This is a genomic window from Enhydrobacter sp. (assembly GCF_030246845.1).
Classification (GTDB): domain Bacteria; phylum Pseudomonadota; class Alphaproteobacteria; order Reyranellales; family Reyranellaceae; genus Reyranella.
In genome coordinates this window covers 4,942,159-4,968,707 of the sequence record NZ_CP126889.1, presented here as the reverse complement: position 1 = coordinate 4,968,707, position 26,549 = coordinate 4,942,159, and the positions used below count along the sequence as shown (strand labels likewise).

The following is a 26,549-nucleotide window of genomic DNA, read 5'->3' as shown; positions in this document are numbered from 1 at the left end:
ATGACCGCCGCCACCGGGATCGGCGCCCGTGTCAAGCGGAAGGAAGACCTGCGCTTCCTGACCGGCACGGGCCGCTATGTCGACGATCTGCCCCTCGCGCGGGCGACTTACGCGTACTTCCTGCGTTCGCCGCATGCGCACGCCGGGATCAAGGGCATCGACCTTTCGGCGGCGGAGAAGATGCCGGGCGTGGTCGCGATCTACACCGGCAAGGATCTGGCCGAGGCCAAGGTCGGCAGCCTGATCTGCGGCTGGGTGGTGAAGGACAAGCACGGCCAGCCGCACAAGGCGCCGCCACATCCGGTGCTGGCGGTCGATACGGTGCGCTATGTCGGCGATCCGGTCGCCATGGTCGTGGCCAACAGCCACGACGAGGCCAAGGACGCAGCCGAGACGATCAAGGTCGACTACGAGGTGAAGTCCGCCAACGTCGATCTCGCCAAGGCCCTCGACAAGGGTACGCCGCAGGTGCATGCGGAGGCGCCAGGCAACCTGATCTACGACTGGGAGCTCGGCGTGAAAACCGACGTCGACGCCGCCTTCGCCAAGGCCGCCCACGTCACCAGGATCGATATCGTCAACAACCGCCTGATCCCGAACGCCATGGAGCCGCGCGCCGCGGCGGCGGAGTACGACAAGGGGACAGGGCAATACACGCTCTGGTCCACCTCGCAGAATCCGCACGTGCTGCGGCTGATCCTGTCGGCCTTCGTGCTCGGCATCCCCGAGCACAAGCTGCGCGTGATCGCGCCGGACGTCGGCGGCGGCTTCGGCAGCAAGATCTTCTGCTACAACGAAGAGACGGCGGTGTGCTGGGCGGCGAGTCGTGTCGGCCGTCCGATCAAGTGGACGGCGGAGCGGGCCGAGTCCTTCATGACCGATGCACACGGCCGGGACCACGTGACCCATGCCGAGCTGGCGCTCGACAAGGACGGCAAGTTCCTGGCGCTCAAGGTCGACACCATCGCCAACATGGGCGCCTATCTTTCGACCTTCTCGACGGCGGTGCCGACCTATCTCTACGCCACCCTGCTCGCCGGCCAGTACACGACGCCGCTGATCTACGCCAATGTCCGGGCGGCGCTGACGAACACCGCGCCGGTCGATGCCTATCGCGGCGCGGGCCGCCCCGAGGCGACGTTCGTGATCGAGAGCATCGTTTCCCGCGCGGCGAAGGAGCTGAAGATGGATCCGGCGGAGCTGCGCCGGAAGAACTTCATCCCATCGACGGCGTTCCCGTATCAGACCCCGGTCGCCTTGCAGTACGACTCGGGCAACTATCCGCCGATCATCGACGAGGCGATGAAGATCGCCGATTACAAGGGCTTCGAGGCGCGCCGGGCCGAGGCCAAGTCGCGCGGCAAGCTGCGCGGCATCGGCTTCTCGTCCTACATCGAGGCCTGCGGGCTGGCGCCGTCACAGGTGATCGGCCAGCTGGGTGGCGGCGTCGGCCAGTGGGAGTCGGCGCAGCTCAAGTTCAACCCGACCGGCAATGTCCAGGTCATTACCGGGTCGCACAGCCACGGCCAGGGCCACGAGACGACCTTCGCGCAGATCGTGTCCGACAAGCTCGGCGTGCCGCTGGAGAATATCGAAGTCGTCCACGGCGACACGTCGACGACGACGTTCGGCATGGGCACCTACGGCTCGCGGTCGCTGGCGGTTGGCGGCTCGGCGATCATGAAGGCGGCCGACAAGATCATCGCCAAGGGCAAGAAGATCGCCGCCCATCTGATGGAGGCGTCGGTCGACGACGTCGTGTTCGAGAACGGGACCTTCAAGGTCGCCGGCACCGACAAGAACGTGCCGCTGGCGCAGGCCGTGTTCGCGGCCTATGTCCCGCACAACTATCCATTGGGCGAGATCGAGCCCGGCATGGACGAGAACGCCTTCTACGACCCGGCGAATTTCGTCTATCCGGCCGGCACTCAGATCTGCGAGGTCGAGATCGACCCCGACACCGGCGAGACCCGGATCGTGAACTTCACTGCCGTCGACGATTTCGGCAACGTCATCAACCCGATGATCGTCGAGGGGCAGGTGCACGGCGGCATCGTCCAGGGCGTCGGCCAGGCGCTGCTCGAGAACGCGGTCTACGACAAGGAGACGGGCCAGCTCGTGAGCGGCTCGTACATGGACTACACCATGCCGCGCGCCGACGACGTGCCGTCGTTCAAGCTCGGCTACAAGGTCACGCCCTGTCCGCACAATCCGCTGGGCGTGAAGGGATGCGGCGAGGCCGGCGCAATCGCCGCGCCCGCCGCCGTCATGAATGCCGTTCGCGATGCCCTGGCGCCGCTCGGCGTCACCCATGTGCCGATGCCGGCCACGCCGCTCAGCGTGTGGCAGACCATCCATGGCGCCCAGCACGCGGCGGCCGAGTAACGGGAGGAGAGAAATGTACGATTTCGCTTATCATCGTCCGAAGTCCCTTGCCGATGCGGCGAATGCGTTGAAGGGCAAGGACGAGGCGCGGCCCATGGCCGGCGGCATGACCCTGATCCCGACGCTTAAGCAGCGGCTGGCACGGCCGACCGATGTCGTCGATCTCGGCGGCATCAAGGAGCTGGCGGGCATCAAGGTCGAGGGTTCGAACCTCGTGATCGGCGCCATGACCAGGCACGCCGACGTGGCGACCTCGGCCGACGTCAAGCGCTTGATTCCGGCGCTCGCCGAGCTTGCCGGCATGATCGGCGATCCGGCCGTTCGCAACCGCGGCACGATCGGCGGCTCGGTGGCCAATTCGGATCCGGCCGCGGACTATCCCGCGGCGGTGCTCGGCCTGAACGCCACCATCACGACCAACACCGGCAAGCACGCGGCGGACGGCTTCTTCAAGGGCCTGTTCGAGACGGCGCTCGGCGATGGCGAGCTCATCACCTCGTTCAGCTTCCCCAAGCCGGACAAGGCGGCGTACATGAAGTTCCGCAACCCGGCCTCGCGCTACGCGATGGTGGGTGTGTTCGTAGCCAAGACGGGCAGCAACGTGCGGGTCGCCGTCACGGGCGCCGGCCCGTCGGTCTTCCGCGTCAAGGCGATGGAGGACGCGCTGGCGAAGGACTTCTCGTCGGCCGCGATCAAGGACATCAAGATTCCCGCCGACGGCCTCAACAGCGACATTCACGGCAGCGCGGAGTATCGCGCCCACCTGGTGAACGTCATGGCGCGCCGCGCCGTGGACGCGGCGAACAGGTAGATGCCGCCGTTGGGCGGCGGTAACGTCGGGCGCCCCGTTCGGGGCGCCCTTTTTGCTGGCAACGAGGATCGACTTCGATGAAAGCGCTGGTGACAGGCTTCGACGCGTTCGGCGGCGACAAGGTCAATCCCTCGTCGCTGGCCGTTGGCCGGCTCAAAGCGCGAAGGGGCGGCCTGGCGGTCCATACCGCCGTTCTGCCGACCTCCTACGCCCGCTCGGCGATCGCCTTGCGCACCGCCCTGCACGAGGTGCGGCCCGACCTCGTGCTTTGCGTCGGACAGGCGGGCGGCCGCGGCGAGCTCAGCCTCGAGCGGGTTGCCATCAACGTCCAGGACGCGCGCATCCGCGACAACGACGGCAAGCAGCCGATCGACCGGCCCGTGGTGCGCGACGGCCCGGCCGCCTACTTCGCGACGCTCCCGATCAAGGCCTGCGTGGCGGAGCTGCGCCGCGCCGGCCTGCCGGCGACGGTTTCCAACAGCGCCGGGACCTTCGTCTGCAATCACGTGTTCTACACCCTGATGGACGTGGCGCACCGGGACGGCCTCGCGTTCCGCGGCGGCTTCCTGCACATCCCCTATCTGCCCGAGCAGGCGGCGCGGCTCGGCGGCGAGCCCTCGATGGCGCTCGATGACATCGTGCGCGGCATCGAGATCGTGCTCGCGGTCAGCGCGGCCCGCACCAGCGACATTCGCACGGCCGAGGGGCGACTGTCATAGACGTTGGACCGCGCTCCACTTGTGGAGTATCGATGATCCGTTGCACCTCGGGATGGGAAGCGAATTGTCCACGGCAGTGCCGGGCACCCGTAAGAAGCGCGGCGAGGGCCATACCCGTCGGGACGAGATCCTCTGGGCTGCGAAGACACTGTTCCTGAAGGAAGGGTACGAGGCGACGACGATCCGTCGTATTGCCGACGTCGTCGGCGTTTCGGCCCCGGCGCTCTACCTGTACTTCAGGGACAAGGAAGCCATCATGCTGGCGCTTTGCGACCAGACCTTCGGCGGCCTGATCGAGCGGATGGCGACGATCGAGAAGGAAGGCCTGCCGCCGATCGAACGCCTGCGCCATTGCGGCGAGTCCTATGTCCGCTTCGCCTTGGACAACCCGCAGGAATACTGGCTGACGTTTCTGTCGGGCAACATGCCGAAACACGTCAAGGAAGGCGGAGGCGGTCACGAGCCGGGACCAATCGATCCCAACGAGCAGGGGGCGGGTAGCGCGATCGCCTTCGCCAAGCTGATGGCCATGTTCCGCGACATCGAGAATGCCGGCATGCCGCTCTACTATCCGGTCGAGACTGCGGCGGAGCTGGTGTGGATGAGCCTGCACGGTCTGGTGGCCGCCCTCATCAGCCGACCCGAGGTGCCGTCAGCCAGACGCGACACCCTGATCGCCGGCATGATCGACCTGGCGGTACGCGGCGTCGTGCGGCTGTCTTAGCCTCGCTGGTCAAACAGGAAGATTGCGCCACTGGAGTTGCCCACCGGCAAAGCCGACCCTCGGGGATGAAACGGGTATGGCAAAGCCGTGTCATCCCGAGCCGAAGGGCGAGGGATCTTTCGCGACGCCGGCCAAGGGTCCCTCGCTCCGCTCGGGACGACACAGGGGGCGGCGCCGATTTTATTTCCTGTTGGTGGCACCCTGAGTGCATGCGTCAGGTAGGCGAGAGGACGTGGATGACGCGGCTGGCGATATGCTCCTTGGTCTTGGCCGCGTAGGCGGCCATGTGCGGCGCGGCGGCATGGGCCTTGAGCGCCTCCGGGCTTTCCCACTTCTCGACGACGACAAAGGTGTCCGGCCCGAACCTGGTCTGGAAGGAGCCCATGCCTTCGGCGTCGATCGTGGCACCGTATTCGATGCAGCCCTTCTCGGCCTTCACCGCCGGCACGTTGGCGCGGAAATGGCCGAGAATCTCGTCGCGCTTGCCCGGCTTGGCAGTGATGATGGCGATGACATGGATCATGATCTTCTCCCGATCTCAGGTTAGGCGGCGCGGCCGTGGCGCAGCAGGCGCCCGGGCAAACGATCGTTGTCCGCCACGACATCCTTGCCGTCACGGCGGATCAACCTGCCGTTCACGATGACGGCCTCGATGCCGTGCGCCTCGGATACCAGCCGATCGGCGCCCGCCGGCAGGTCGTAGACCCGCTTGAGCGGGCCGGGGGCAACGGTCGTCGGATCGAACACCACGACATCGGCCGGCCGGCCCTCGGCCAGTACGCCGCGATCGGTGATGCCGAACATCTCGGCCGGCCGCTGCGTCAGGTTGTGCACGGCCTGCTCGAGGGTGAACGTCTTTCGCTCGCGCACCCAGTGGCCGAGCAGATGCGTCGAGTAGCAGGCGTCGCAGAGCTGGCTCGCGTGCGCGCCGGCATCGGAAAGGGCGATGATCGTGTTGGGATCGGTGATCAGTTCGGCCACTTCGCGCTCGTCGAAGTTCATCACCGCCATGCGGAAGCGCGCCTGCAGGTCGTTGTCGAGCGCGAGGTCGAGGGCGAGGTCGACCGGATCCTTGCCCAGCCTGCGCGCGGCGTCGGCGAGCGGCTGCTCCTCCAGTTCCCGCGCCGAGGGCGCCCAGGCGATGGTCGTGCGATCCCACCAGCGCTGGAACAGCGGCGTCAGCTCGGTCGCGAGCTTGCGCCGCCAGGCGGGATCGGCATAGGCGCGACGGCGCGCGCCGGGCGAGCGGGCCTCCTCGACCGCAAGCTCGTTCATGAACTTCAGCACGTCGAAGATGAACGGCTCGGCGAAGGTGAACTCGAAATTGAGCGGCCGGCAGCTCACCTGCGGGATGACCAGCGCCCCCGACTTGCGCTGCTCGGCGGCGAGATCGAGCTGCCTGCGATGTCCGCCGGGGCCGTAGAGGTAGGAGAGAAGGGCGGTCCAGGTGACAGGGATGCCGTACTTGCGGCTCACCTCGGCCATCGCCTTGGTCGAGAACTCGCGGCCGATGGTGATCTGCATCAGCCCGCGCTTCATCTCGCCCATCACCGAGACCAGCGCATCCATCTCCTCCGGCGTGGCCTGACGGCTGGGCACCGGCTTGCCGGCATAGCCGTTGTGGGTCACCGACATCGAGGTGCCGAAGCCGATGGCGCCGGCTTCCATGGCCTCGCGCACCAGCTTCTTCATCGCGCCGATCTCTTCGGCCGTCGCGGCGCGCTCCGTGGACGCCTCGCCCATGACGTAGAGCCTGAGCGGCGTATGGCCGAACAGCGCGGCGATATTGATGGCCGTGCCGCTCTTCTCGAGCGTGTCGAGATACTGCGGAAAGGTCTCGAACGGCCAGGCATCGCCCAGGCCTGCCTGCAGGGCATCGAGGCTCATGCCCTCGACCTTCTCGAGCGTCTGCAGGATCAGCTTGCGATGCGCCGCGCGCGTGGGAGCGACGCCGAAGCCGCAATTGCCGATCACGGTCGTGGTGACGCCGTGCCAGGGCGAGATGGAGAGCATGCGGTCCCACAGCACCTGCGCGTCGTAGTGGGTGTGCACGTCGACGAAGCCCGGCGACACCACCTTGTCCTTGGCGGCGATGGTCGTTGTCGCCGGGCCGTCGGCCTTGCCGATCGCCACGACCTTGCCGTCCTTGATGCCGAGGTCGCCGATGAAGCCCGGCTTGCCGGTGCCATCGACGATGGTTCCGCCCGTGATCTTCAGGTCATAGGACATGGCTTGCTCCCGAATATGCGTCCATTATACGTCCCTCAATGCGAGGAGGGGCAACGGATGGCCAGGCACAAGATCGCACTCATTCCGGGTGACGGAATCGGCAAGGAAGTCCTGCCGGAGGGCGTTCGCGTGCTGGAGGCCGCGGCGCGCCGGTTCAATTTCGAGCTGGAGTTCACCGACTTCGACTGGTCGTGCGATCGCCTGCTGAAGACCGGCAAGATGATGCCGGACGACGGCATGGCGCAGCTCAAGGCGTTCGAGAGCATCTTCCTCGGTGCCGTCGGCTGGCCGGGCGTGCCCGACCATGTCTCGCTGTGGGGCCTCCTGATTCCGATCCGGCGCGACTTCGACGAGTACGTGAACCTGCGGCCGGTGCGCCTGTTCGAGGGCGTGCCCTCGCCGCTCGCCAACCGAAAGCCCGGCGAGATCGATTTCTGGGTCGTGCGCGAGAACACCGAGGGCGAGTACAGCCAGCTCGGCGGCCGCATGTTCCAGGGCACGGAGAACGAGTTCGCGGTCCAGGAGGCGATCTTCACCCGCAAGGGCGTCGACCGCGTGCTGAGGTTCGCCTTCGAGTTCGCGCGCGGCACGAGGAAGAAGCATGTCACCTCGGCCACCAAGTCCAACGGCATCATCCACACCATGCCGTTCTGGGACGAGCGCTTCGCCGAGATGAAGAAGAACTATCCCGACATCGAGGCCGACCAGTACCATATCGACATCCTGACGGCGCATTTCGTGCGCAATCCCGACTGGTTCGACGTCGTGGTGGGCTCCAATCTGTTCGGCGATATCCTTTCGGATCTCGGGCCGGCGCTCACCGGTTCGATCGGCGTCGCGCCGTCGGGCAATATCAATCCAGAGCGCAAGTATCCGTCGATGTTCGAGCCGGTGCACGGCTCGGCGCCCGATATCGCGGGCAAGGGGATCGCCAATCCGATCGGCCAGATCTGGTCGGGCGCGATGATGGTGCGCCACCTCGGCTATCCCGAGGCGGCCGAGGCGATCGAGCGGGCGATCGCCGCCTCGCTGGTCGAGGGCGGCCCGCGTACGCGCGATCTCGGCGGCAATGGCGACACCAAGACCGTAGGGGCGGCGATCGCCGAGCTGGTGAAGACGGTCTGACACCCGGCAAAAGGGCGATTGCAAGGCCGGCTCCCAACTATTTTGTTGGTGGCGCTGCTGTGCCTGGCGGTTGCGTCGCCTACATTGCGCCGATGGAGCAGCGCCTGAAGCACGCTCTCGAGGTCGTCCTGGTGCCGATCGCCGCTGCGGTCGTGTTCCTCGAGCAGACGCTCATCCGCTATCTCAACCTGATGATGGCGGCGTTCGCGCGCTGGCCTCCGGTCGCGCGAGTCGAGGCCTTCCTCCAGCGCTTGCCGCCGTCGGCGGCCGTTCTGGCCTTTGCCGCGCCGTCCATCCTCATCCTGCCGGTCAAGCTTTCCGCTCTCTGGTTCGTGGCCCATCACCGCTTCGTCCTGGCCTTTGCCGCGGTGGCGCTGGGCAAGGTGCTGGCCACCGCGATCGTGGCGCGGCTGTACCGCATCCTGCGGCCCAACCTGCTGGCGCTGGGCTGGTTCGCCTGGGCCGACCGCAAGTTCTTCGAATGGCGGGACTGGGCCTATGCCTTCGTGCGCAGCCTGCCGGCCTGGCGCAAGGCGGCGGATTTGATCGCGCGCATGCGCGTCCGGATCGCGGAATTGGTGTCCGGCCTCCTGGCGCGCTAGCTTCCGACAACGAGATGTCGGAGGAATGCCATGGCGTCGCCCGAAGTCGTCCCGCTGAAAGCGCCGCTGGGCGCGCGCATCGAAGGGCTGGATCGCGCCGATGCCGGCAGGCCGGAGATCGCATCGTTGCTCAATCGGGCGCTGGGGGAGCATCTGCTGGTGATCGTGCCGGGCGAGCGCATGACGCCGGAGCAGATGCGCGGCTTCGCCTCGGCCTTCGGCAGGCCCAAGCCGCAGGTGCTGCGCTACAAGCGCAGCGGCACGGTCCCGGAAGTCTCGATCATGGTCAGCACGCTGATGGCCGACGGCACGACGGACAAGACGGCGTTGCGCTCGGAGGATTGGCACACCGACGATTCCTATCTCGCCACGCCCGCCAAGGCGACGCTGCTCCATTCGATCGAGCTGCCGAGTCAGGGCGGAACGACGTGGTTCTGCAATATGCATTCGGTCTACGAGGCCCTGCCGGAAGCGGTGCGCCGGCGGATCGACGGCAAACGGGCCATCCATTCCTACGACACGAGCCGCGCCCGCAACCGGCCGTCGCGGCGCACCGCGCAGGAGGTCGCCGAGACGCCCGACGTCGAGCATCCATTGGTGCGGACCCATCCGGAGACCGGCCGCAAGGCGCTCTACCTCAACTTCAATCGCCTCGACCGCATCGTCGGGATGGAGCGCGAGGAGAGCGATGCCCTGCTGGACGCGCTCGCCGTCGAGGCGCGCAAGCCCGAGCACCACCATGGCCACGCCTGGTCGCTCGGCGACATCGTGGTCTGGGACAACCGCGCCACCATGCATCGCGTCGACGTCGACTATCCGGTCGGCGAAGCACGGGTCATGCAGCGCGTGCTGATCGAGGGTGACCGACCCTACTGACGGGCCGGGCTCTCCTGCACTGCGCCGGAGGCGACCAGCTTGTCGATCTCGGCGGCGCTGTAGCCGGCCTCGGCCAGGATCTCGCGCGTCTGCTGCCCCATCAGCGGCGCATGGCCTTCCTGCCCGCGCGCGCCGCCCGAGAAGGTATTGGCGAGCCTGGTGCGGCGGATCCTGCCTTCGCTGGGATGGTCTTCTTCCTGGAAGAATCCGACATCCTTCAGGTGCGGGTCGGTGAGGAGATCGTCGATCGAATTGTACCGCGCGGCCGGCACGTCGAGCTTGTCGAACAATTCGACCCATTCGTCGGTGGTCCGGCTGCCGAGGCCTTCCCGCTGGACCTGGAAATAGGCCTTGGCATTGCGCGTGCGGGCGGCCGCGCTGTCGAAGCGGGGATCGGTCTTGAGCTCGGGGCGGCCGATCGCGTCGAAGAAGGCGAAGGCCTGGGCGTTGGTGTTGGGGCGGACGGTAATGTAGCCGTCCCGGGTAGGGAGCGGCCGATAGTCGGGGCTGAGCAGCCGTCCGTCGCCGCTCGGGCCCACCGGCGGATCGAAGGTCATGGCGCCGAGGTGCTCGCTGGCCACGAACGAAGCCATGTTCTCGAGCATCGGCACATCGATCGCCTCGCCCTTGCCGGTCTTCTCGCGCCGATAGAGGGCGAAGCCGATGCATTGCGCGGCGATCAGGCCGCTCACGTGATCGCTCATCACCATCGGCACGAAGCGCGGCTCGCCGGTGGCGCGGGCGAGGGTGCCGGCGACCCCGGAGAGGCTCTGCACGACGGGATCGTAGGCCGGGCGGTTGAAGTAGCGGCCGCCGCGGCCGAAGGCGAGGATCGAGCAATGGATCAGCCTCGGACATCTTTCGGCGAGACTGGCGGCATCGAGGCCGGCCCGCGCCAGCGCCTCGGGGCGGACGTTGCTCACGAAGACGTCGGCGCAGTCGATCAGGCGGAGGAGGGCGGCATGGCCTTCCGGCTTCTTGAGGTCGACCACGATCGAGCGCTTGTTGCGGTTGAAGTTGATGAACTTGCCCGACATGCCGGGATGGCGACTGCCCTCCGCCATGGTGCGCAAGAGATCGCCGCCGGGAGCCTCGACCTTGATGACGTCGGCTCCGTAGTCGGCCAGCGTCCGCGTGCAGACGGGGCCAACCACCACCGTCGTGAGATCGATCACGCGGACGCCCGCCAACGGGCCACCGCCGGAAGCGGCCGTCATTTCGCGAACTCCAGCTCCATCTGGCCGCAGAGCACGCCGTTCTTGTCGGCGGCCCAGATCTTGAGCCGCCCGTCCTTCTGCATGTCGCCGCGCACCTCGATCAAATCGCCGACCCAGATCGGATGGACGAGCCGGGCGGTGTAGCCGGTAAGCGTGCCCGAGGCATGCTCGAGGGCGGCATCGACCATGAGGTGCATCGACAGCCCGCCGTTGGAGACGAGGGCCGGATAGCCTTCCTCGGCGCGGGTATAGTCGGCGTCGTAGTGGATCCGGTGCGCATTCCAGGTCAGCGCCGAGTAGCGGAAGTTCAGGGTGTTGGTGACGTTGGTGGTTGCGCTCCAGGCATGGCCACCGGGCGCCGGGGTAGGCACGGTGGCCGTGGTCTTCTGACCTGGCGGAACGGCCGGCCGGTAGATCGCGTCGAACTCGTCCACCGCCAGCACCTTGCCGTGCTGCTCGATCGTATGACGCATGGTCAGCAGGAAGATGTCGCCGGAGCGCCCGGTCTTGGGGACGATGTTGGCAACCTCGGCCTTCTTGACCGCCGGCTCGCCCGCGCGCAGGCGGCCCATGACCTTCACCCGCCGACCGGCGCCCATGCGCCGCGGCATCGGAATGGGCGGCAGCACGATGCCCTTGTTGGGATGGCCGTCAGGGCCGATCTCGTCCTGCCTGACGGTCTCGGCGAAGAAGAGAGTGAACCAATGCGGCGGCAATTCGGTGCCGCGGGAAAAGCTCGCGGGAGCCAGATCGAAGGTGCCGGCGGCGCGCCGCACCGCCATCAGGCCGATGTCGTCCTCCACCATGCGCACCCGCCCGATCCACGGGCGCAACGTCTCCATCGCCTTGTCCATCCACTCCGTCATGCTTCCGTCCCTCGCGTGATTACGGGAGATTCGCACGCCTCGCCCGCTGCTCCAATAAAAGAAGGGCCCGCCTGTGCGGGCCCTTCCATGCTTCGAAAACGATCGCCGGTTCGGTGTCAGATCGAATAGTACATCTTGTATTCGACGGGCGAGGGCTGATGCTCCCAGGCATAGACCTCTTCCCACTTGAGCTCCATGTAGGCGTCGATCTGGTCATCGGTGAACACGCCGCCCTTGGTGAGGAAGGTGCGGTCGGCATCGAGCGAATTCAGCGCCTCGCGCAGCGAGCCGGCGACGGTCGGCACCTTGGTCAGCTCCTCCGGCGGCAGATCGTACAGGTTCTTGTCCATCGGATCGCCAGGATGAATCTTGTTCTGGATGCCGTCGATGCCGGCCATCAGCATCGCCGCGAAGGCGAGATAGGGGTTGGCCGACGGATCGGGGAAGCGGACCTCGACGCGCTTGCCCTTGGGCGAGGCCGAGTAGGGGATGCGGCACGAGGCCGAACGGTTGCGCGACGAGTAGGCGAGCAGCACCGGTGCCTCGAAACCCGGAATGACGCGCTTGTAGGAGTTGGTGCTGGCGTTGCAGAAAGCGTTGAGCGCCTTGGCATGCTTGATGATGCCGCCGATGTAATAAAGCGCCGTCTCGGAGAGGTCGGCGTAGCCCGAGCCTGCGAACAGGGGCTTGTTGTCCTTCCAGATCGACTGGTGGGTATGCATGCCCGAGCCGTTGTCGCCATAGAGCGGCTTCGGCATGAAGGTCAGCGACTTGCCGTAGCTGTGGGCGACGTTGTGCAGCGTGTACTTGTACTTCTGCACGTTGTCGGCCGTCTTTACCAGCGTGTCGAACTTGAAGCCGAGCTCGTTCTGGCTCGGCGCCACCTCATGGTGATGGATCTCCATCGAAAGGCCCATCTCGGTAGCCACCGACATCATCTCGGCGCGCAGGTCGTTCATCGAATCGACCGGCTGCACCGGGAAGTAGCCGCCCTTGACGCCGGGCCGGTGGCCCATATTGCCGCCCTCGAACTCCGCTCCCGTGTTCCACGGCGACTCGCTCGAGTTGATCTTGTAGTAGCTGCCCGACATCTGCACGTCGAAGCGCACGTCGTCGAACACGAAGAACTCGAGCTCCGGTCCGAAGACGGCCGTATCGCCGACCCCGGACGACTTCAGGAAGGCCTCGGCCCGCTTGGCGGTCGAGCGCGGGCAGCGCGAGTAGAGCTGGCCGGTCGAGGGCTCGACGACGTCGCAGTTGACGATCAGCGTGGTCTGCGCGGTGAAGGGATCGAGCACCGCCGTGGACGTGTCGGGCATCAGGATCATGTCGGACTCGTTGATCGCCTTCCAGCCGGCGATCGAGGACCCGTCGAACATGACGCCGTCGACGAACGTGCCTTCATCGGTAGCGGAGGCCATGCGGGCCGTGTGCTGCCACTTGCCGCGAGGATCGGTGAAACGGAAGTCGACGAACTTCACGTCCTTCTCCTTGATCATCGCGAGAACTTGCTTGGCATCCATATGTCGTTCGTCCCTTTCCTTTGGTTGACGTCGGGCCCCCCAAGGGCCGTTTCTCATACGGCGGCGTCACCGCGCTCGCCAGTACGAATTCGGATGGCTTCGTCGATCTGCGACACGAAGATCTTGCCGTCGCCGATGCGGCCGGTGTGGGCGGCGCCGCGGATCGCCTCGACGGCCTTCTCGACCATCTCGTCCTCGATGATCAATTCGATCTTCACCTTGGGCAGGAAGTCGACGACATATTCGGCGCCGCGATAGAGCTCGGTGTGTCCCTTCTGACGACCAAAGCCCTTCGCTTCCAGGACCGTGATTCCCTTGAGGCCGATCTGGTTCAGGGCATCCTTCACCTCGTCGAGCTTGAAGGGCTTGATGATCGCTTCGATCTTCTTCATTGGCTTGCAACACTCCACGCGCAGGCGCCGGCGCTGTCGCCTCTGGCAGCCCTGCGTCAACCGGTGAAGCAGCTTTCATGCCAAAGTTTTCCACAAAGATCGCGGGGAACGATATGGTTCGCTGGTCCAAGAATAGGCGAACTGGTCAAAAGATGTTCAGGACTCTGCCTCAAGTTGCATCATGACAAAGCCCATGAAACCCGCCAACACCACCATATCCGGCCTGGGCACGACCGTGTTCGAGGTCATGTCGGCGCTTGCCCGTCAGTACCAGTCGGTAAATCTGGGGCAGGGCTTTCCTGACGACAAAGGGCCCGACGAGGTGCGCCAGGCGGCGGCCGACTATCTGCTGAACGGCCACAATCAGTACCCGCCGATGATGGGCCTGCCGGAGCTGCGGCAGGCCGTCGCCGAGCACGCCAAGCGCTTTCAGAGCCTGGATATCGACTGGCAGACGGAAGTGCTGGTGACGTCCGGCGCCACCGAGGCACTGGCGGATTGTCTGTTCGGGCTGATCGAGCCGGGAGACGAGGTCGTCCTGATCGAGCCGCTTTACGATTCCTATCTGCCAATCGTCCGCCGCGCGGGCGGCGTGCCGCGACTGGTGCGGCTCGAGCCCCCGAGCTGGACGTTGCCGCGTCAGGAGCTTGCGGCGGCGTTCAGCGCCCGGACCAAGCTCATCCTGTTCAATACGCCGATGAACCCCTGCTCGAAGGTGTTCGACCGCGAGGAGCTGGGCTTTATCGCCGACCTCTGCTTGAAGCACGACGCCTACGCCGTCTGTGACGAGGTCTACGAGCACATCGTGTTCGACGATCACCGGCACCTCTCGATCATGACGTTGCCCGGCATGCGCGAGCGCACGGCGCGGATCGGCTCGGCGGGCAAGAGCTTCAGCCTGACCGGCTGGAAGGTGGGCTATGTGACGGCGGCGCCGGACATGCTGAAGCCGATCGCCAAGACGCATCAATTCATGACCTTTACGACCCCGCCCAACCTGCAATGGGGCGCCGCCACCGGTCTCCGGCTGGACAAGCGCTATTTCGAGTCCCTCGCGAGCGAGATGCAGGGCAAGCGCGATCGGCTGGCGGGCGGTCTGGCGCAGATCGGCTTCGACGTGCTCCCGTCACAGGGTACGTACTTTGTAACAACCGACTTCCGATCCCTGGGCTTCAATGGCACGGACGAGGATTTTTGCCGCCACATCACGACCGAAGCAGGCGTCACTGCAGTCCCCGTGAGCGCCTTCTATGACGATCCGGGGCAGGCACCTGTGCATTTCGTTAGGTTTTGTTTTTGTAAAAACAACAGTACGTTAGAGGCGGCAATTGATCGATTGAAAGAATATTTCAGGCGATAGGCATGTTTTACGGAATTTTTGGCGACGCCGGCGTCATTTTGCGGCATAGTGTTACTGCACTCGCATTACAAAAAACTGATCTGCGAGCTTTGTCCCTTCGGGACGGGGACCCGCCGCGAGCGCGCCGCATGAGTCAGGCCGGTGGAAATCGTGTCGTCGCAATCTACGCCTAAGCCACCGCGGATCGACGGCCGCCGGCTGCGGAGCGAGCGGACCAAGCAGCTCATCATCGAGGCTTTCCTGGCGCTCGTGCGCGAGGATCCCAAGGTGCCGACTGCCGTCCTGATCGCCGAACGTGCCGGCTGTTCCGTGCGGTCGGTCTTCGAGCGGTTTCCCGATCTCAACGCCTTGCACGTGGCGGCCACCGACTACGCCCTGGCCCAGGCCGCGGCTCTGGCTCCGGCCCGCCATGTCGACGGCGACCGGCGGACGAGGGTGCGATCCCAGGTCGACACCCGCGCCCGCACCTGCGAGCGTGGCGTCGCCTTGTGGCGGCTGCTGATGAACATGCAGGACGAGTCCGACGAGCTCAAGGCGCGGGTCCGACGCGCGCGCGAGGTCACGATGGCAAGGCTGGAGCTCATGTACAAGCCGGAGCTGTCGACGCTGCCGCACGAGGAGCGGCGCGATCTCCTGGTCGCGCTCGAAGCGCTGACCGATATCGAAAGTTGGGCGCGCATGCGCGAGCAGTACGGCCTGCCGTTCGAGGAGGCGAGCGCCGTGTGGACCTATGCCATCGACCGTCTGTTGCCGCCGACGCCGACCCATGGCTGACTCAGGCGGCCCACCGAAGCGAGCCATCGTGGCAGACCCTCCCGCAGCTTCCCCTTCCTTCCCGCCGTCGCGCAAGCCGGCCCGCATCGACGGCCGTCATCTGCGCAGCGAACGCACGCGGCGCCTCATCGTCGAGGCCTATGTGGCTCTCGTGCGCGAGAACAACCAGATGCCGACGGCCGTGCAGATCGCCGAGCGCGCCGGCTATTCCGTGCGGTCGATCTTCGAACGTTTTCCGGACCTGCATGCCATTCGCGTGACCGCGACCGACTACGCGATCAGCGAGGCCAAGACGCTGAGCGCGTTGCGCGACGCCGATGCCGACCGGCAGACGCGGATCAGGTCCCAGGTCGAGACACGGGCGCGTGGTTGCGAGCGCTGGCTGCCGCTTTGGCGTGTCCTCAACACCAACAGCAGCGATTCGCTGGAGCTGCAACATCGTATCAAGATAATCCGCCAGTTGGTCGTCATGCGCATCGAGGAGATGTTCAAGCCGGAGCTCGCCGCACTGGCCGAGCCCGAGCGCAAGAAGACCCTCATCGCGCTCGAGGCCGTGATGGATTTCGAGAGCTGGGCCCGAATGATCGAGATGTTCGGCCTGTCGCACGAGGAGGCGTGCACGGTCTGGATCCGGGCCATCGACCGGCTGTTGCCGCCGACCCCGGTTTCTTGACGCTCCCGACGCCTGAGCGTAGGAAAGCGCCCGCTTCGCCCGAAGCGACGGACGGTGGCGGCCGTAGCTCAGTTGGTTAGAGCGCCAGATTGTGATTCTGGATGTCGCCGGTTCAAATCCGGTCGGCCGCCCCAGTCGTTCATCCACGATGCCTGAGCCCGATCCCACCGAACGAGATATCGTGCCTCGCGACGAGCTGGTGCTGTTGACCTGCGCGCAGACGGCCGCCGCCGATGCCGCGGCATCGGCGGCCGGCACGCCGACTGGCGACCTGATGGAGGCTGCCGGCGGGGCCGTCGCCGCAGCCATCCGCGCGCGATATCAGGGCCGGCCAGTCGTGGCGCTGTGCGGACCCGGCAACAACGGCGGGGATGGCTTTGTGGCGGCCCGGCACCTTCAGGCGGCAGGCTGGCAGGTGCGTCTGGCCTTGCTCGGTTCGCGGGATCTCCTGAAGGGCGACGCGGCGGCGGCGGCGGAACGGTGGACCGGGCCGGTCGAGGCACTTTCAGTGGGCCTGATGGGCGGCCGCCCGCTGGTGATCGACGCCCTCTTTGGCGCTGGTCTCAGCCGGGCTGTCGAGGGGCCGGCGGCGCAGGTTCTGGCCGAAGTCAATGCGCTCGGGCTGCCGCTGGTCGCAGTCGATGTCCCCAGCGGATTGCATGGAGATACCGGCGAAGTGATGGGGCCGCCGGTCAAGGCCGAGCTCACCGTGACCTTCTTTCGGGCCAAGCCGGGACACTATTCGCTGAAGGGACGCGAGCTCTGCGGCGACATCCTCGTGGCCGATATCGGCATCCCTTCGGCTGTCCTGAACGACATCCGCCCGACGCTATGGAAGAATGAACCGGCGCTGTGGTCGTCGCTTCTTCGGCGGCACGATCTCGCCGATCACAAGTACAAGCGTGGTCATCTGACTATCCTTGGCGGCGCCGGAGCCACGGGCGCCGCGCGGCTCGCAGCCCTGGCGGCGCGCCGCACCGGCGCAGGCCTCGTCACCATCGCGGCTCCTCGTGCGGCCGTGCCCATCTACCAAGGCGCCGAACCGGGCAATCTGGTGGCCGAATGCGACAGCGACGATACATTCGGCGAGTTGCTTGCCGACGAGCGGCGCAACGGCGTGCTGATCGGGCCCGGCTCGGGCCACAGCGAGCGCACAGGCCGCGCCGTGCTGTCGGCTCTGAAAGCCCGGCGATCGGTGGTGCTCGATGCCGATGCGTTGACGACGTTTGCCGACCGGCCCGACACCTTGTTCCGGGCCGTCGCGGGGCCGGTGCTGATGACGCCCCATGCCGGAGAATTTCGCCGTGTCTTCCCCGATCTCGCCGACATGCCGGACAAGGTCGAACGTACGCGTGCGGCCGCCCGGCGCAGCGGTGCCACCGTCCTGCTCAAGGGACCCGACACGGTGATTGCCAGCCCGGACGGGCGGGCGGTGATCAATGTCCATGCGCCGAGCACCCTCGCGACGGCCGGTTCGGGCGACGTGTTGTCGGGAATCGCAGCCGGCCTGATGGCACGGGGCCTGGCGCCGCTGGCGGCCGGTGCGGCGGCGGCGTGGATCCACGGCGAGAGCGCCTATCGCTTCGGCCGCGCCGGGCTGATCGCCGAGGATCTGATCGATTGCCTGCCGCTGGCCCTCGGCGCGGCGATCAATTGACCGCCCCGCAGGCGCGGGCTAAGAGGCCCGCGATTCGGCCCTTGCGGCATTGGCCCGCTCTCCCCTTGGCGGGGCACGGGGCCACGTCGGGCGGGCGTGGTGAAATTGGTAGACACGCGAGATTTAGGTTCTCGTGCCGCAAGGCGTGGGGGTTCAAGTCCCTCCGCCCGCACCAACGAAGTGATGGAAGTGGGATTATGCAAGTCACGGAACTCTCAGCCGAAGGGCTGAAGCGGCAATTCAAGATCGTCGTTCCGGCCGGCGACCTGTCGGCGAAGGTCGACGAGCGTCTGGTGGAGCTTTCCCGCACGGCGCAGATGCCGGGCTTTCGCCGCGGCAAGGTACCGGTCGGCTTGCTGAAGAAGCAGTACGGGCAGGCGCTCTACGGCGAGGCGCTCGAGCAGGCCGTCAACCAGGGCACGACCAAGGCCATCGAGGATCGCGGGCTGCGGCCCGCCCTGCAGCCCAAGGTCGATCTCAAGGAGCTGGCCGAGGGCAAGGACGTCGAGTTCGAGGTCGCCCTCGAGGTGCTGCCGGAGATCGGCAAGCTCGACTTCTCGGATATCGAGCTCGAGCGGCTGAAGGCCGAAGTGCCGGAAGCGGAAATCGACGAGACGGTGCAGCGCATCGCCAAGGCCAACCGCGAGCAGAAGCCGGTCGATCCGCCGCGTCCTGCGCAGAAGGGCGATGCGATCAAGATCGACTTCGTGGGTTTCGTCGACGGAACGGAGTTCCCGGGCGGCAAGGCCGAGGACTACGTGCTCGAGCTGGGGTCAGGCTCGTTCATCCCGGGCTTCGAGGATCAACTCGTTGGCGCGGAGGTCGGCAAGCCGGTCGACGTCAAGGTCACCTTCCCGTCCGACTATGGCAACAAGGACCTGGCCGGCAAGGACGCCGTCTTCAAGTGCACCGTCAAGGAGATCCGCGAGTTCGTCGAGGCTCCGATCGACGATGAGCTGGCGAAGAAAAACAACTTCGAGAGTCTCGAGGCCATGCGCAAGGCGGTCGGCGACCGCATCGGGCAGGACTACGCCCAGGTCTCGCGATCCATGATCAAGCGCCAGCTTCTCGACAAGCTCGCCGAGACCCACAAGTTCGCCGTGCCCGAGGGGCTGGTGGAGAGCGAATTCAACGCGATCTGGCAGCGTGTCGAGCAGGCCAAGAAGAATGGCGAAAAGCTCGAGGATGACGAGGAGAAGATGCGCAAGGAATATCGCGACATCGCCGAGCGTCGCGTGCGCCTCGGCCTGTTGCTGGCCGATGTCGGCCGTTCCAACAGCATCGATGTGACGCCGGAAGAGCTCAACCAGGCGATCATCCGCGAGGCGATGCGCTTCCCCGGCCAGGAGCGGCAGGTGCTGGACTTCTACACCAAGAACGCCGAACTGAAGGAACAGCTCCGCGCCCCGATCTTCGAGGAGAAGACCGTGGACTTCATCCTCGAGCTTGCGAAGGTGACGGAAAAGACGGTTACCCCCCAGGAACTGGCGAAGGCGGCCCGGGAGACCGAGGAGAAGCCCGCCCCGGCAGCCACCAATTGATCAGCGCCGCCGGTCTTGAACCCGAAGGTCCGCGCTGCCACTTTTCTGTCGTCAGTTCATAGGGGGTTTCGGCGATGAGCCGCGAACGCGATCCGCTCGAGGTCTACAACAACTACTACGTGCCGATGGTCGTCGAGCAGTCGGCGCGTGGCGAGCGGGGCTACGATATCTGGTCGAGGCTGCTCAAGGAGCGCATCATTTTCCTGAACGGCCCGATCGAGGACAATGTGGCCGGTCTGGTTTGTGCACAGCTTCTGTATCTCGAGTCCGAGAACCCGACCAAGGACATCTCTTTTTATATAAATTCGCCTGGCGGTGTGGTGACGTCGGGGCTCGCCGTGTACGACACGATGCAATATATCCGGCCGCAGATCTCGACCCTGGTGTTCGGCCAGGCGGCGTCGGCGGGTTCGCTGCTTCTCATGGCCGGTACGAAAGGCAAGCGCTTCTCGCTGCCCAATGCCCGGATCATGATCCATCAGCCGTCCGGCGGTGCCCAGGGCCAGGCGACCGACATCGAGATTCATGCCAAGGAAATCCTGCAGACCCGGGCACGGTTGAACCAGATGTACGTTCATCATACGGGCCGGACGATCGAGGAAATCGAGCGGGCGATGGAGCGCGACAAGTTCTTCTCGCCCGCAGAAGCCAAGGAATTCGGCCTGATCGACGACGTCCTGGAGAATCGGCCGATCCCGACCATCCAGGCGGCCGCTTCCTGAGGGGCCGCGACCAATTGCTTCCTATTCGCAGGCTAACACACCATATTTTGGGGTTGTGGCCATCTGGGAGGCGCGTTTAACATAGTCTTGTGTGCGGGCTCGCCGGCGGCGGGCCCCCCAAGCGGAGGTGCGTTACAAGATGCCAGCCGCCAAGTCCGGGGGCGATTCCCGCAATACCCTCTATTGCAGCTTCTGCGGCAAGAGCCAGCACGAGGTTCGCAAGCTCATTGCCGGGCCGACGGTATTCATCTGCGATGAATGCGTCGAGCTTTGCATGGACATCATCCGGGAGGAGAGCAAGACCACCTTGGTGAAGTCCAAGGATGGCGTGCCGTCGCCGAAGGAAATTCGCCAGATCCTCGACGACTACGTCATCGGCCAGGACCAGGCCAAGCGCATCCTGGCTGTTGCGGTGCACAATCACTACAAGCGGCTCGGCCACAGCGGCAAGGCCAACGAGGTGGAGATCGCCAAGTCGAACATCCTGCTGATCGGCCCGACCGGCTGCGGCAAGACCCTGCTGGCGCAGACGCTTGCCCGCATGCTGGATGTCCCCTTCACCATGGCCGACGCCACGACCCTCACCGAGGCGGGCTATGTGGGCGAGGATGTCGAGAACATCATCCTGAAGCTCCTGCAGGCGGCGGACTACAACGTCGAGCGGGCGCAGCGCGGCATCGTCTATATCGACGAGGTCGACAAGATCAGCCGCAAGTCGGACAACCCCTCGATCACCCGCGACGTATCGGGGGAGGGCGTGCAGCAGGCCCTGCTGAAGATCATGGAGGGGACTGTCGCCTCCGTGCCGCCGCAGGGCGGACGCAAGCATCCCCAGCAGGAATTCCTGCAGGTCGACACGACCAACATCCTGTTCATCTGTGGCGGTGCCTTCTCGGGCCTCGACAAGATCATCTCGCAGCGCCGGCAGGGCACGTCGATCGGCTTCGGCGCCGAGGTGCGCGGCCCGGACGACCGGCGTACGGGCGAGGTGTTGCGCGACCTCGAGCCCGAGGATCTGCTGAAGTACGGGCTGATTCCCGAGTTCGTCGGCCGTCTGCCGGTGGTCGCCACGCTCGAGGACCTGGACGAGGGCGCCCTGATCGAGATTCTGACGCGTCCGAAGAACGCGCTGCTCAAGCAGTACCAGCGTCTGTTCGATATGGAGAACGTGAAGCTCAAGTTCTCCGACGACGCGCTTCGTGCGGTCGCGCAGAAGGCGATCCTGCGCAAGACGGGAGCCCGCGGCCTGCGGTCGATCATGGAAACCGTGCTGCTCGATACGATGTACGACCTGCCTTCGCTCGATGGCGTCGACGAGGTCGTGATCAATCGTGAGGTCATTGAAGGGCGCGCCCAGCCGCTTTATGTGCACGGCGAGCGCAAGGAAGGCATCGCTGCTGCGCCAGCTTGAGTCCGGCGAGGCCGGCGGCAATTGCGGCAGCCGGCGCGCTCCTGTCCCGAGGCCTTGAATGGAACTCCGTTGAGGCCAATCTTTGCAGCTGAGTGTGCGTTGCTTTCAGCCGCTTGTCGCCCATGTCCGGGGATGACGGTCGGGGTGCGCGACAGCTCTAACAGTGTAAGTAGCGAGGCATCATGAACGCCCCCAGCCAACAAGGTACCGTCTATCCCGTCCTGCCGTTGCGCGACATCGTCGTGTTTCCGGGCATGATCGTTCCCCTCTTCGTCGGTCGGGAGAAGAGCGTGAAGGCGCTCGAAGAGGTGATGAAGGACGACAAGCAGATTCTGCTCATCGCCCAGAAGAACGCGACCCAGGACGATCCCGGTCCCGACGATATCTACGATATCGGCACGCTCGGCACCGTGCTGCAGCTCCTCAAGCTGCCCGACGACACCGTCAAGGTGCTGGTCGAGGGCGGCAAGCGCGTGCGTGTGGCGGGCTATACCGACCGGCCCGACTTCTTCGAGGCGCGCGCCGTCGAGATGGAGGAGGCGTCCGGCGATCCGGCCGAACTGCAGGCCGCCGCGCGCACCGTGGTCTCGGAGTTCGAGAACTACGTGAAGCTCAACAAGAAGGTGCCGCCGGAGGTCGTCGTCTCGATCAACAAGATCGAGGAGCCGTCGAAGCTTGCGGACACGATCTCGGCGCACCTCGCGTTGAAGGTCGCCGACAAGCAGCAGCTCCTGGAGCTCGACTCGGTGTCGAAGCGGCTGGAGCGCATTCTTGGCCTGATGGAAGGCGAGATCGGCGTCCTGCAGGTCGAGAAGAAGATCCGAAACCGCGTGAAGCGTCAGATGGAGAAGACGCAACGCGAGTACTACCTCAACGAGCAGATGAAGGCGATCCAGAAGGAGCTCGGCGAGACCGAAGACGGCCGCGACGAGATCTCCGAGCTGGAGAAGCGCATCAAGAAGACGCGTCTCAGCAAGGAGGCGCGCGAGAAGGCCAACGGCGAGCTCAAGAAACTGCGCACGATGAGCCCGATGTCGGCCGAGGCGACGGTGGTGCGCAACTACCTCGACTGGCTGTTGTCGATCCCCTGGCGCAAGCCGACCAAGATCATCAAGGACCTCAAATACGCCGAGGACGTACTCAATGCCGACCACCATGGCCTGGAGAAGGTGAAGGAGCGCATCCTCGAGTACCTCGCGGTGCAGCAGCGGGTCGACAAGATGAAGGGCCCGATCCTCTGCCTCGTGGGTCCCCCGGGCGTGGGCAAGACCTCGCTCGGCAAGTCGATCGCCAAGGCGACCGGCCGCAACTTCGTGCGCATGTCGCTGGGCGGCGTGCGGGACGAGGCCGAGATCCGCGGTCATCGCCGGACCTATATCGGGTCGTTGCCGGGCAAAGTCGTCCAGAGCATGAAGAAAGCGAAGTCGTCGAATCCGCTCTTCCTGCTTGACGAGATCGACAAGCTCGGCGCCGACTTCCGCGGCGATCCGTCGTCGGCCCTGCTCGAGGTCCTCGATCCCGAGCAGAACGCCACCTTCAACGACCACTACCTCGAGATCGACTACGACCTGTCGAACGTGATGTTCATCACCACGGCCAACTCGATGCGCATGGCGCAGCCGTTGCTGGACCGCATGGAGATCATACGGCTCGCCGGCTACACCGAGGACGAGAAGGTGGCGATCGCCCGCAAGCACCTGATCCCCAAGCAGGTCGAGGCGAACGGGCTGAAGGACAACGAGCTCGACATCCACGACGACGCCGTGCGCGATCTCGTGCGCTACTACACGCGCGAGGCTGGCGTCCGCAATCTGGAGCGCGAGATCGCCAACCTCGCCCGCAAGGCCACCAAGGAAATCCTCATGAAGGGGACGGCCAAGGTGAAGGTCACGGCCAAGAACCTCGACAAGTATGCCGGCGTCCGTCGCTTCCGCTACGGCGAGGCCGAGCTCGAGGACCTGGTCGGCATCACCACGGGCCTCGCCTGGACCGAGGTCGGCGGCGAGCTGCTGCAGGTCGAGGCGGTGCTGGTGCCGGGCCGCGGTCGCGTCACCGTGACCGGCAAGCTGGGTGACGTCATGCAGGAATCGGTGCAGGCGGCCAACGCCTATGTCCGCTCCCGTGCAGCCGCCTTCGGCATCAAGCAGGCCATGTTCGAGAAGCGCGACATCCACGTGCACGTGCCGGAGGGCGCGACGCCCAAGGACGGTCCATCGGCCGGTGTCGCCATGATCACCTCGATCGTGTCGGCGCTCACGGGCAATCCGGTCCGCAAGGAAGTGGCCATGACCGGCGAAATCAGCCTGCGTGGTCGCGTCCTGCCGATCGGCGGCCTGAAGGAGAAGCTGCTGGCCGCCCTGCGCGGCGGTCTCAAGACCGTGCTGATCCCCAAGGAGAACGAGCGCGATCTGCCCGAGATACCCGACAACGTGAAGAAGGGTCTCGACCTGGTCCCGGTCTCGACTGTGGACGAGGTGCTGGCGCGGGCCCTGGTGAAGCCTTTGGTGCCGATCGAGTGGGCCGACGACCTGGAGCCGGTCACCAAGAAGCCGGCGGAGAATTCGGAGGCGATGGTCGCCCATTGACCACCGTCGTTTCTTGACTGGACACATCGAGGCCCCGGAACGATCCGGGGCCTCGTTTTTTGGCCCATGATATGCGACCGTGATCGCCTCTGGCCCACAAAATATGGTATTCAACATTGACGCCGTTTTCGCGCCGCCCCTAGAGTCCACGCTGCCGGATTTTGCAGAGGATCGCCCGTGAACAAGCACGACTTGATTGCTGCCGTTGCCGCTTCGACCAACCTTTCCAAGACCGACGCCGCCAACGCCGTCGACTCGATCCTCACCGTGATCACCAAATCCTTGAAGAAGAAGGAGAAGGTTCTGCTGGTCGGCTTCGGGACCTTCCAGGTCTCGAGGCGCAAGGCCGGTGAAGGGCGCAATCCGCAGACTGGGGAGAAGATCAAGATCCCGGCGGCGATCGTGCCGCGCTTCCGACCCAGCAAAGCGCTGAAAGACGCCATCAACTGAGCCTGCTTGTGGACCGCGACCGTGACGTGCGGGGACTGGAAGCCCGCGGGCCTGTGAACCTGTGCTATGAGGAGGCGGCGGGCGATTAGCTCAGTTGGTAGAGCGCCTCCTTTACACGGAGGATGTCGGCGGTTCGAGCCCGTCATCGCCCACCACTGCACATATCGGCGCAGGCTTTTCGGGCCTTGCGGAAAATTCAGATATTCCGGGCATTTACACACGATCTCGCGGATGCGGTAAGCTTGACACCCCATAGGGTGTCCTTTATCTCTCCGCGCGCCGTTTGGGGCTTTTGCGGGCGTAGTTCAGTTGGTTAGAACGCCGGCCTGTCACGCCGGAGGTCGCGGGTTCGAGTCCCGTCGCTCGCGCCAGCCCCGACGCTGGTAGCCCAACGGGCGGAAGGGGTGACGATGGAAGCTCTTCTGAAGGAATACCTTCCGATCCTGATCTTCCTCGGCCTTGCCTTCGCCCTGGTGATCGCCATGCTGGGCGGCTCCTATCTGATCGCCCGTCAGAATCCCAACTCGGAAAAATTGTCGCCCTTCGAGTGCGGCTTTGCGCCCTTCGACGATGCCCGAGGGCAGTTCGATGTGCGTTTCTACCTTGTGGCCATCCTCTTCATTATCTTCGATCTGGAAGTGGCCTTCCTGTTTCCGTGGGCGGTGGCGCTCGGCGATATCGGCGTCTTCGGCTTCTGGTCGATGATGCTGTTCCTGGGCGTTCTGACCGTCGGGTTCTTGTATGAATGGCGCAAGGGAGCATTGGAATGGGAGTGATCACGCCCGCGAAAACCAATCCCGCCGCCGAGGCGGCGCTGTCGCGTGCGCTGAACGATGAGCTGGCCGACAAGGGCTTCGTCGTATCGCAGCTCGACAAGCTGGTTTCGTGGGCGCGCACGAGCTCGATGTGGGGCCTGACGTTCGGCCTCGCCTGCTGCGGCGTGGAGATGATCCACTGCTGGATGAGCCGCTATGATCTCGATCGCTTCGGCGTTGCGCCCATGCCGAGCCCACGCTCGGCCGACGTGATGATCGTGGCGGGCACCCTGTGCAACAAGATGGCGCCGGCGCTGCGCAAGATCTACGACCAGATGGCCGAGCCGCGTTACGTGATTTCGATGGGCTCGTGCGCCAACGGCGGCGGCTACTACCACTACAGCTACTCCGTCGTGCGCGGCTGCGACCGTATCGTGCCGGTCGATATCTACGTGCCGGGCTGTCCGCCAACCGCCGAGGCGCTGCTTTATGGTGTGCTGCAGCTCCAGAAGAAGGTCCGCCGCACCGGTACGCTGGTCCGGTAGGAGGGCGCGATGGACGAGCTCGGCGACTACATTGCGCAAAAGAGCGGCGCGACGACCGGCGTGGCGGTCCGGCTGGGCGAGCTGATGCTCGAGACGACGCCGGACAGGCTGATCGCGCTTTTGACCTTCCTGAAGACCGATCCGAGATGCCTGTTCGCCGAGCTGATGGACGTTTGCGGCGTCGACTGGCCGGAGCGGGAGAAGCGGTTCGACGTCGTCTACAATCTTCTGAGCCTGCGCAATAACCAGCGTGTCCGCGTCAAGGTGGCGACGGACGAGGCGACGCCGGTGCCCTCGGCCGCCGCCGTCTACAGCTCGGCGACCTGGTTCGAGCGCGAGACGTACGACCTCTACGGCGTGTGGTTCTCCGATCATCCGGACCTGCGGCGCATCCTGACGGACTACGGCTTCGAGGGGCATCCGCTGCGCAAGGACTTCCCGCTCACCGGCTTCGTCGAGATGCGTTGGGACGACGTGGAGAAGCGGGTGATCTACGAGCCGGTGAAGCTTGCGCAGGAGTTCCGGCGGTTCGACTTCCTCAGTCCCTGGGAAGGGGACGTGCCGCGCATGCTGCCCGGCGACGAGAAAGCGACCAAGGCGAGCTGAC

The 26,549-nt window shown here is 65.4% G+C and carries 25 protein-coding genes and 4 tRNA genes; 23 read left to right on the top strand and 6 right to left on the bottom strand.

The window, feature by feature from the left end; all coding sequences use genetic code 11:
• The 4 genes from OJF58_RS24720 (at position 1) to OJF58_RS24705 (ending at position 4,639) form a co-directional block, all read left to right on the top strand.
• Positions 1-2,385 carry a xanthine dehydrogenase family protein molybdopterin-binding subunit gene (locus OJF58_RS24720; RefSeq protein WP_300780526.1) on the top strand — a complete coding sequence of 795 codons (2,385 nt, stop codon included), beginning with the start codon at positions 1-3 and terminating at the stop codon, positions 2,383-2,385.
• A gap of 13 nt (positions 2,386-2,398) precedes the next feature.
• Positions 2,399-3,196, top strand: a complete 798-nt coding sequence (locus OJF58_RS24715; RefSeq protein WP_300780525.1) for a xanthine dehydrogenase family protein subunit M — start codon at positions 2,399-2,401, stop codon at positions 3,194-3,196.
• 77 nt (positions 3,197-3,273) lie between these two features.
• Entirely contained in the window at positions 3,274-3,915 is a 642-nt protein-coding gene (pcp, locus tag OJF58_RS24710; protein WP_300780524.1) for a pyroglutamyl-peptidase I, read from the top strand.
• Positions 3,916-3,979: 64 nt separating this feature from the next.
• On the top strand, positions 3,980-4,639 hold the full coding sequence (locus tag OJF58_RS24705; RefSeq protein WP_300780523.1) for a TetR/AcrR family transcriptional regulator: 660 nt from the start codon (positions 3,980-3,982) through the stop codon (positions 4,637-4,639).
• A gap of 214 nt (positions 4,640-4,853) precedes the next feature.
• Here OJF58_RS24705 and OJF58_RS24700 read toward each other — a convergent pair whose 3' ends face one another.
• Together OJF58_RS24700 and OJF58_RS24695 are read right to left on the bottom strand one after the other, a co-directional pair.
• The gene (locus OJF58_RS24700; protein ID WP_300780522.1) at positions 4,854-5,162 is read right to left on the bottom strand and encodes an antibiotic biosynthesis monooxygenase; all 309 of its coding nucleotides are present in this window, start codon (positions 5,160-5,162) and stop codon (positions 4,854-4,856) included.
• Positions 5,163-5,182: 20 nt separating this feature from the next.
• Positions 5,183-6,868 carry an amidohydrolase family protein gene (locus OJF58_RS24695; RefSeq protein ID WP_300780521.1) on the bottom strand — a complete coding sequence of 562 codons (1,686 nt, stop codon included), beginning with the start codon at positions 6,866-6,868 and terminating at the stop codon, positions 5,183-5,185.
• 57 nt (positions 6,869-6,925) lie between these two features.
• On the opposite strand from OJF58_RS24695, the gene OJF58_RS24690 reads away from it, so the two are divergent.
• The 3 genes from OJF58_RS24690 to OJF58_RS24680 are packed head-to-tail and all read left to right on the top strand — an operon-like array spanning position 6,926 to position 9,471.
• Positions 6,926-7,993, top strand: a complete 1,068-nt coding sequence (locus tag OJF58_RS24690; protein WP_300780520.1) for a tartrate dehydrogenase — start codon at positions 6,926-6,928, stop codon at positions 7,991-7,993.
• A gap of 59 nt (positions 7,994-8,052) precedes the next feature.
• Positions 8,053-8,595, top strand: coding sequence for a hypothetical protein (locus OJF58_RS24685; RefSeq protein WP_300780519.1), 543 nt, complete (start codon positions 8,053-8,055; stop codon positions 8,593-8,595).
• Positions 8,596-8,625: 30 nt separating this feature from the next.
• Positions 8,626-9,471 (top strand): TauD/TfdA family dioxygenase, encoded by an 846-nt coding sequence (locus OJF58_RS24680; protein ID WP_300780518.1) that lies wholly within the window; start codon positions 8,626-8,628, stop codon positions 9,469-9,471.
• Here the strand turns inward: OJF58_RS24680 and OJF58_RS24675 are convergent.
• The 4 genes from OJF58_RS24675 to OJF58_RS24660 form a co-directional block, all read right to left on the bottom strand.
• Positions 9,465-10,688 carry a CoA transferase gene (locus OJF58_RS24675; RefSeq protein WP_300780517.1) on the bottom strand — a complete coding sequence of 408 codons (1,224 nt, stop codon included), beginning with the start codon at positions 10,686-10,688 and terminating at the stop codon, positions 9,465-9,467. The two genes, OJF58_RS24680 and OJF58_RS24675, sit on opposite strands and share 7 nt — an antisense overlap.
• On the bottom strand, positions 10,685-11,554 hold the full coding sequence (locus OJF58_RS24670; RefSeq protein ID WP_300780516.1) for a hypothetical protein: 870 nt from the start codon (positions 11,552-11,554) through the stop codon (positions 10,685-10,687). Before OJF58_RS24670 ends, OJF58_RS24675 begins: the two co-directional genes overlap by 4 nt.
• 116 nt (positions 11,555-11,670) lie before the next feature.
• Complete coding sequence (gene glnA, locus OJF58_RS24665) at positions 11,671-13,077, bottom strand: type I glutamate--ammonia ligase (protein ID WP_300780515.1); 1,407 nt, start codon at positions 13,075-13,077, stop codon at positions 11,671-11,673.
• Positions 13,078-13,130: 53 nt separating this feature from the next.
• Complete coding sequence (locus OJF58_RS24660) at positions 13,131-13,469, bottom strand: P-II family nitrogen regulator (protein ID WP_300780514.1); 339 nt, start codon at positions 13,467-13,469, stop codon at positions 13,131-13,133.
• A gap of 193 nt (positions 13,470-13,662) precedes the next feature.
• Between OJF58_RS24660 and OJF58_RS24655 the strand changes: the two genes are divergently transcribed.
• From OJF58_RS24655 to OJF58_RS24580, 16 genes are all read left to right on the top strand, one after another.
• Complete coding sequence (locus OJF58_RS24655) at positions 13,663-14,829, top strand: aminotransferase (RefSeq protein WP_300780513.1); 1,167 nt, start codon at positions 13,663-13,665, stop codon at positions 14,827-14,829.
• A gap of 150 nt (positions 14,830-14,979) precedes the next feature.
• Complete coding sequence (locus tag OJF58_RS24650; protein WP_300780512.1) at positions 14,980-15,603, top strand: hypothetical protein; 624 nt, start codon at positions 14,980-14,982, stop codon at positions 15,601-15,603.
• 28 nt (positions 15,604-15,631) lie between these two features.
• On the top strand, positions 15,632-16,276 hold the full coding sequence (locus OJF58_RS24645; protein ID WP_300780511.1) for a hypothetical protein: 645 nt from the start codon (positions 15,632-15,634) through the stop codon (positions 16,274-16,276).
• A gap of 57 nt (positions 16,277-16,333) precedes the next feature.
• Positions 16,334-16,410 (top strand) — tRNA-His (locus OJF58_RS24640).
• Positions 16,411-16,472: 62 nt separating this feature from the next.
• On the top strand, positions 16,473-17,933 hold the full coding sequence (locus OJF58_RS24635) for an NAD(P)H-hydrate dehydratase (RefSeq protein ID WP_300785396.1): 1,461 nt from the start codon (positions 16,473-16,475) through the stop codon (positions 17,931-17,933).
• Positions 17,934-18,023: 90 nt separating this feature from the next.
• A tRNA-Leu gene (locus OJF58_RS24630) sits at positions 18,024-18,108 on the top strand.
• 22 nt (positions 18,109-18,130) lie between these two features.
• A complete protein-coding gene (gene tig, locus OJF58_RS24625) occupies positions 18,131-19,474 on the top strand; it encodes a trigger factor (protein ID WP_300780510.1) in 1,344 nt (447 codons plus the stop codon).
• Positions 19,475-19,548: 74 nt separating this feature from the next.
• Entirely contained in the window at positions 19,549-20,196 is a 648-nt protein-coding gene (locus tag OJF58_RS24620) for an ATP-dependent Clp protease proteolytic subunit (RefSeq protein ID WP_300780509.1), read from the top strand.
• A 139-nt stretch (positions 20,197-20,335) separates the two neighbouring features.
• Positions 20,336-21,607 (top strand): ATP-dependent Clp protease ATP-binding subunit ClpX, encoded by a 1,272-nt coding sequence (gene clpX, locus OJF58_RS24615; RefSeq protein WP_300780508.1) that lies wholly within the window; start codon positions 20,336-20,338, stop codon positions 21,605-21,607.
• A 182-nt stretch (positions 21,608-21,789) separates the two neighbouring features.
• The gene (gene lon, locus OJF58_RS24610; protein WP_300780507.1) at positions 21,790-24,192 is read left to right on the top strand and encodes an endopeptidase La; all 2,403 of its coding nucleotides are present in this window, start codon (positions 21,790-21,792) and stop codon (positions 24,190-24,192) included.
• Positions 24,193-24,369: 177 nt separating this feature from the next.
• Entirely contained in the window at positions 24,370-24,642 is a 273-nt protein-coding gene (locus OJF58_RS24605; RefSeq protein ID WP_300780506.1) for an HU family DNA-binding protein, read from the top strand.
• Positions 24,643-24,721: 79 nt separating this feature from the next.
• A tRNA-Val gene (locus tag OJF58_RS24600) sits at positions 24,722-24,797 on the top strand.
• Positions 24,798-24,936: 139 nt separating this feature from the next.
• Positions 24,937-25,013: transfer RNA gene (locus tag OJF58_RS24595), tRNA-Asp, on the top strand.
• 39 nt (positions 25,014-25,052) lie between these two features.
• Positions 25,053-25,418: an NADH-quinone oxidoreductase subunit A gene (locus OJF58_RS24590; protein ID WP_300780505.1), complete on the top strand. Its 366-nt coding sequence runs from the start codon at positions 25,053-25,055 to the stop codon at positions 25,416-25,418.
• Positions 25,409-25,942 carry an NADH-quinone oxidoreductase subunit B gene (locus OJF58_RS24585; RefSeq protein WP_300780504.1) on the top strand — a complete coding sequence of 178 codons (534 nt, stop codon included), beginning with the start codon at positions 25,409-25,411 and terminating at the stop codon, positions 25,940-25,942. The genes OJF58_RS24590 and OJF58_RS24585 overlap by 10 nt, the downstream gene beginning before the upstream one ends.
• Before the next feature lie 9 nt (positions 25,943-25,951).
• Complete coding sequence (locus OJF58_RS24580; RefSeq protein WP_300780503.1) at positions 25,952-26,548, top strand: NADH-quinone oxidoreductase subunit C; 597 nt, start codon at positions 25,952-25,954, stop codon at positions 26,546-26,548.
• The last annotated feature ends 1 nt before the right edge of the window (position 26,549 follow it).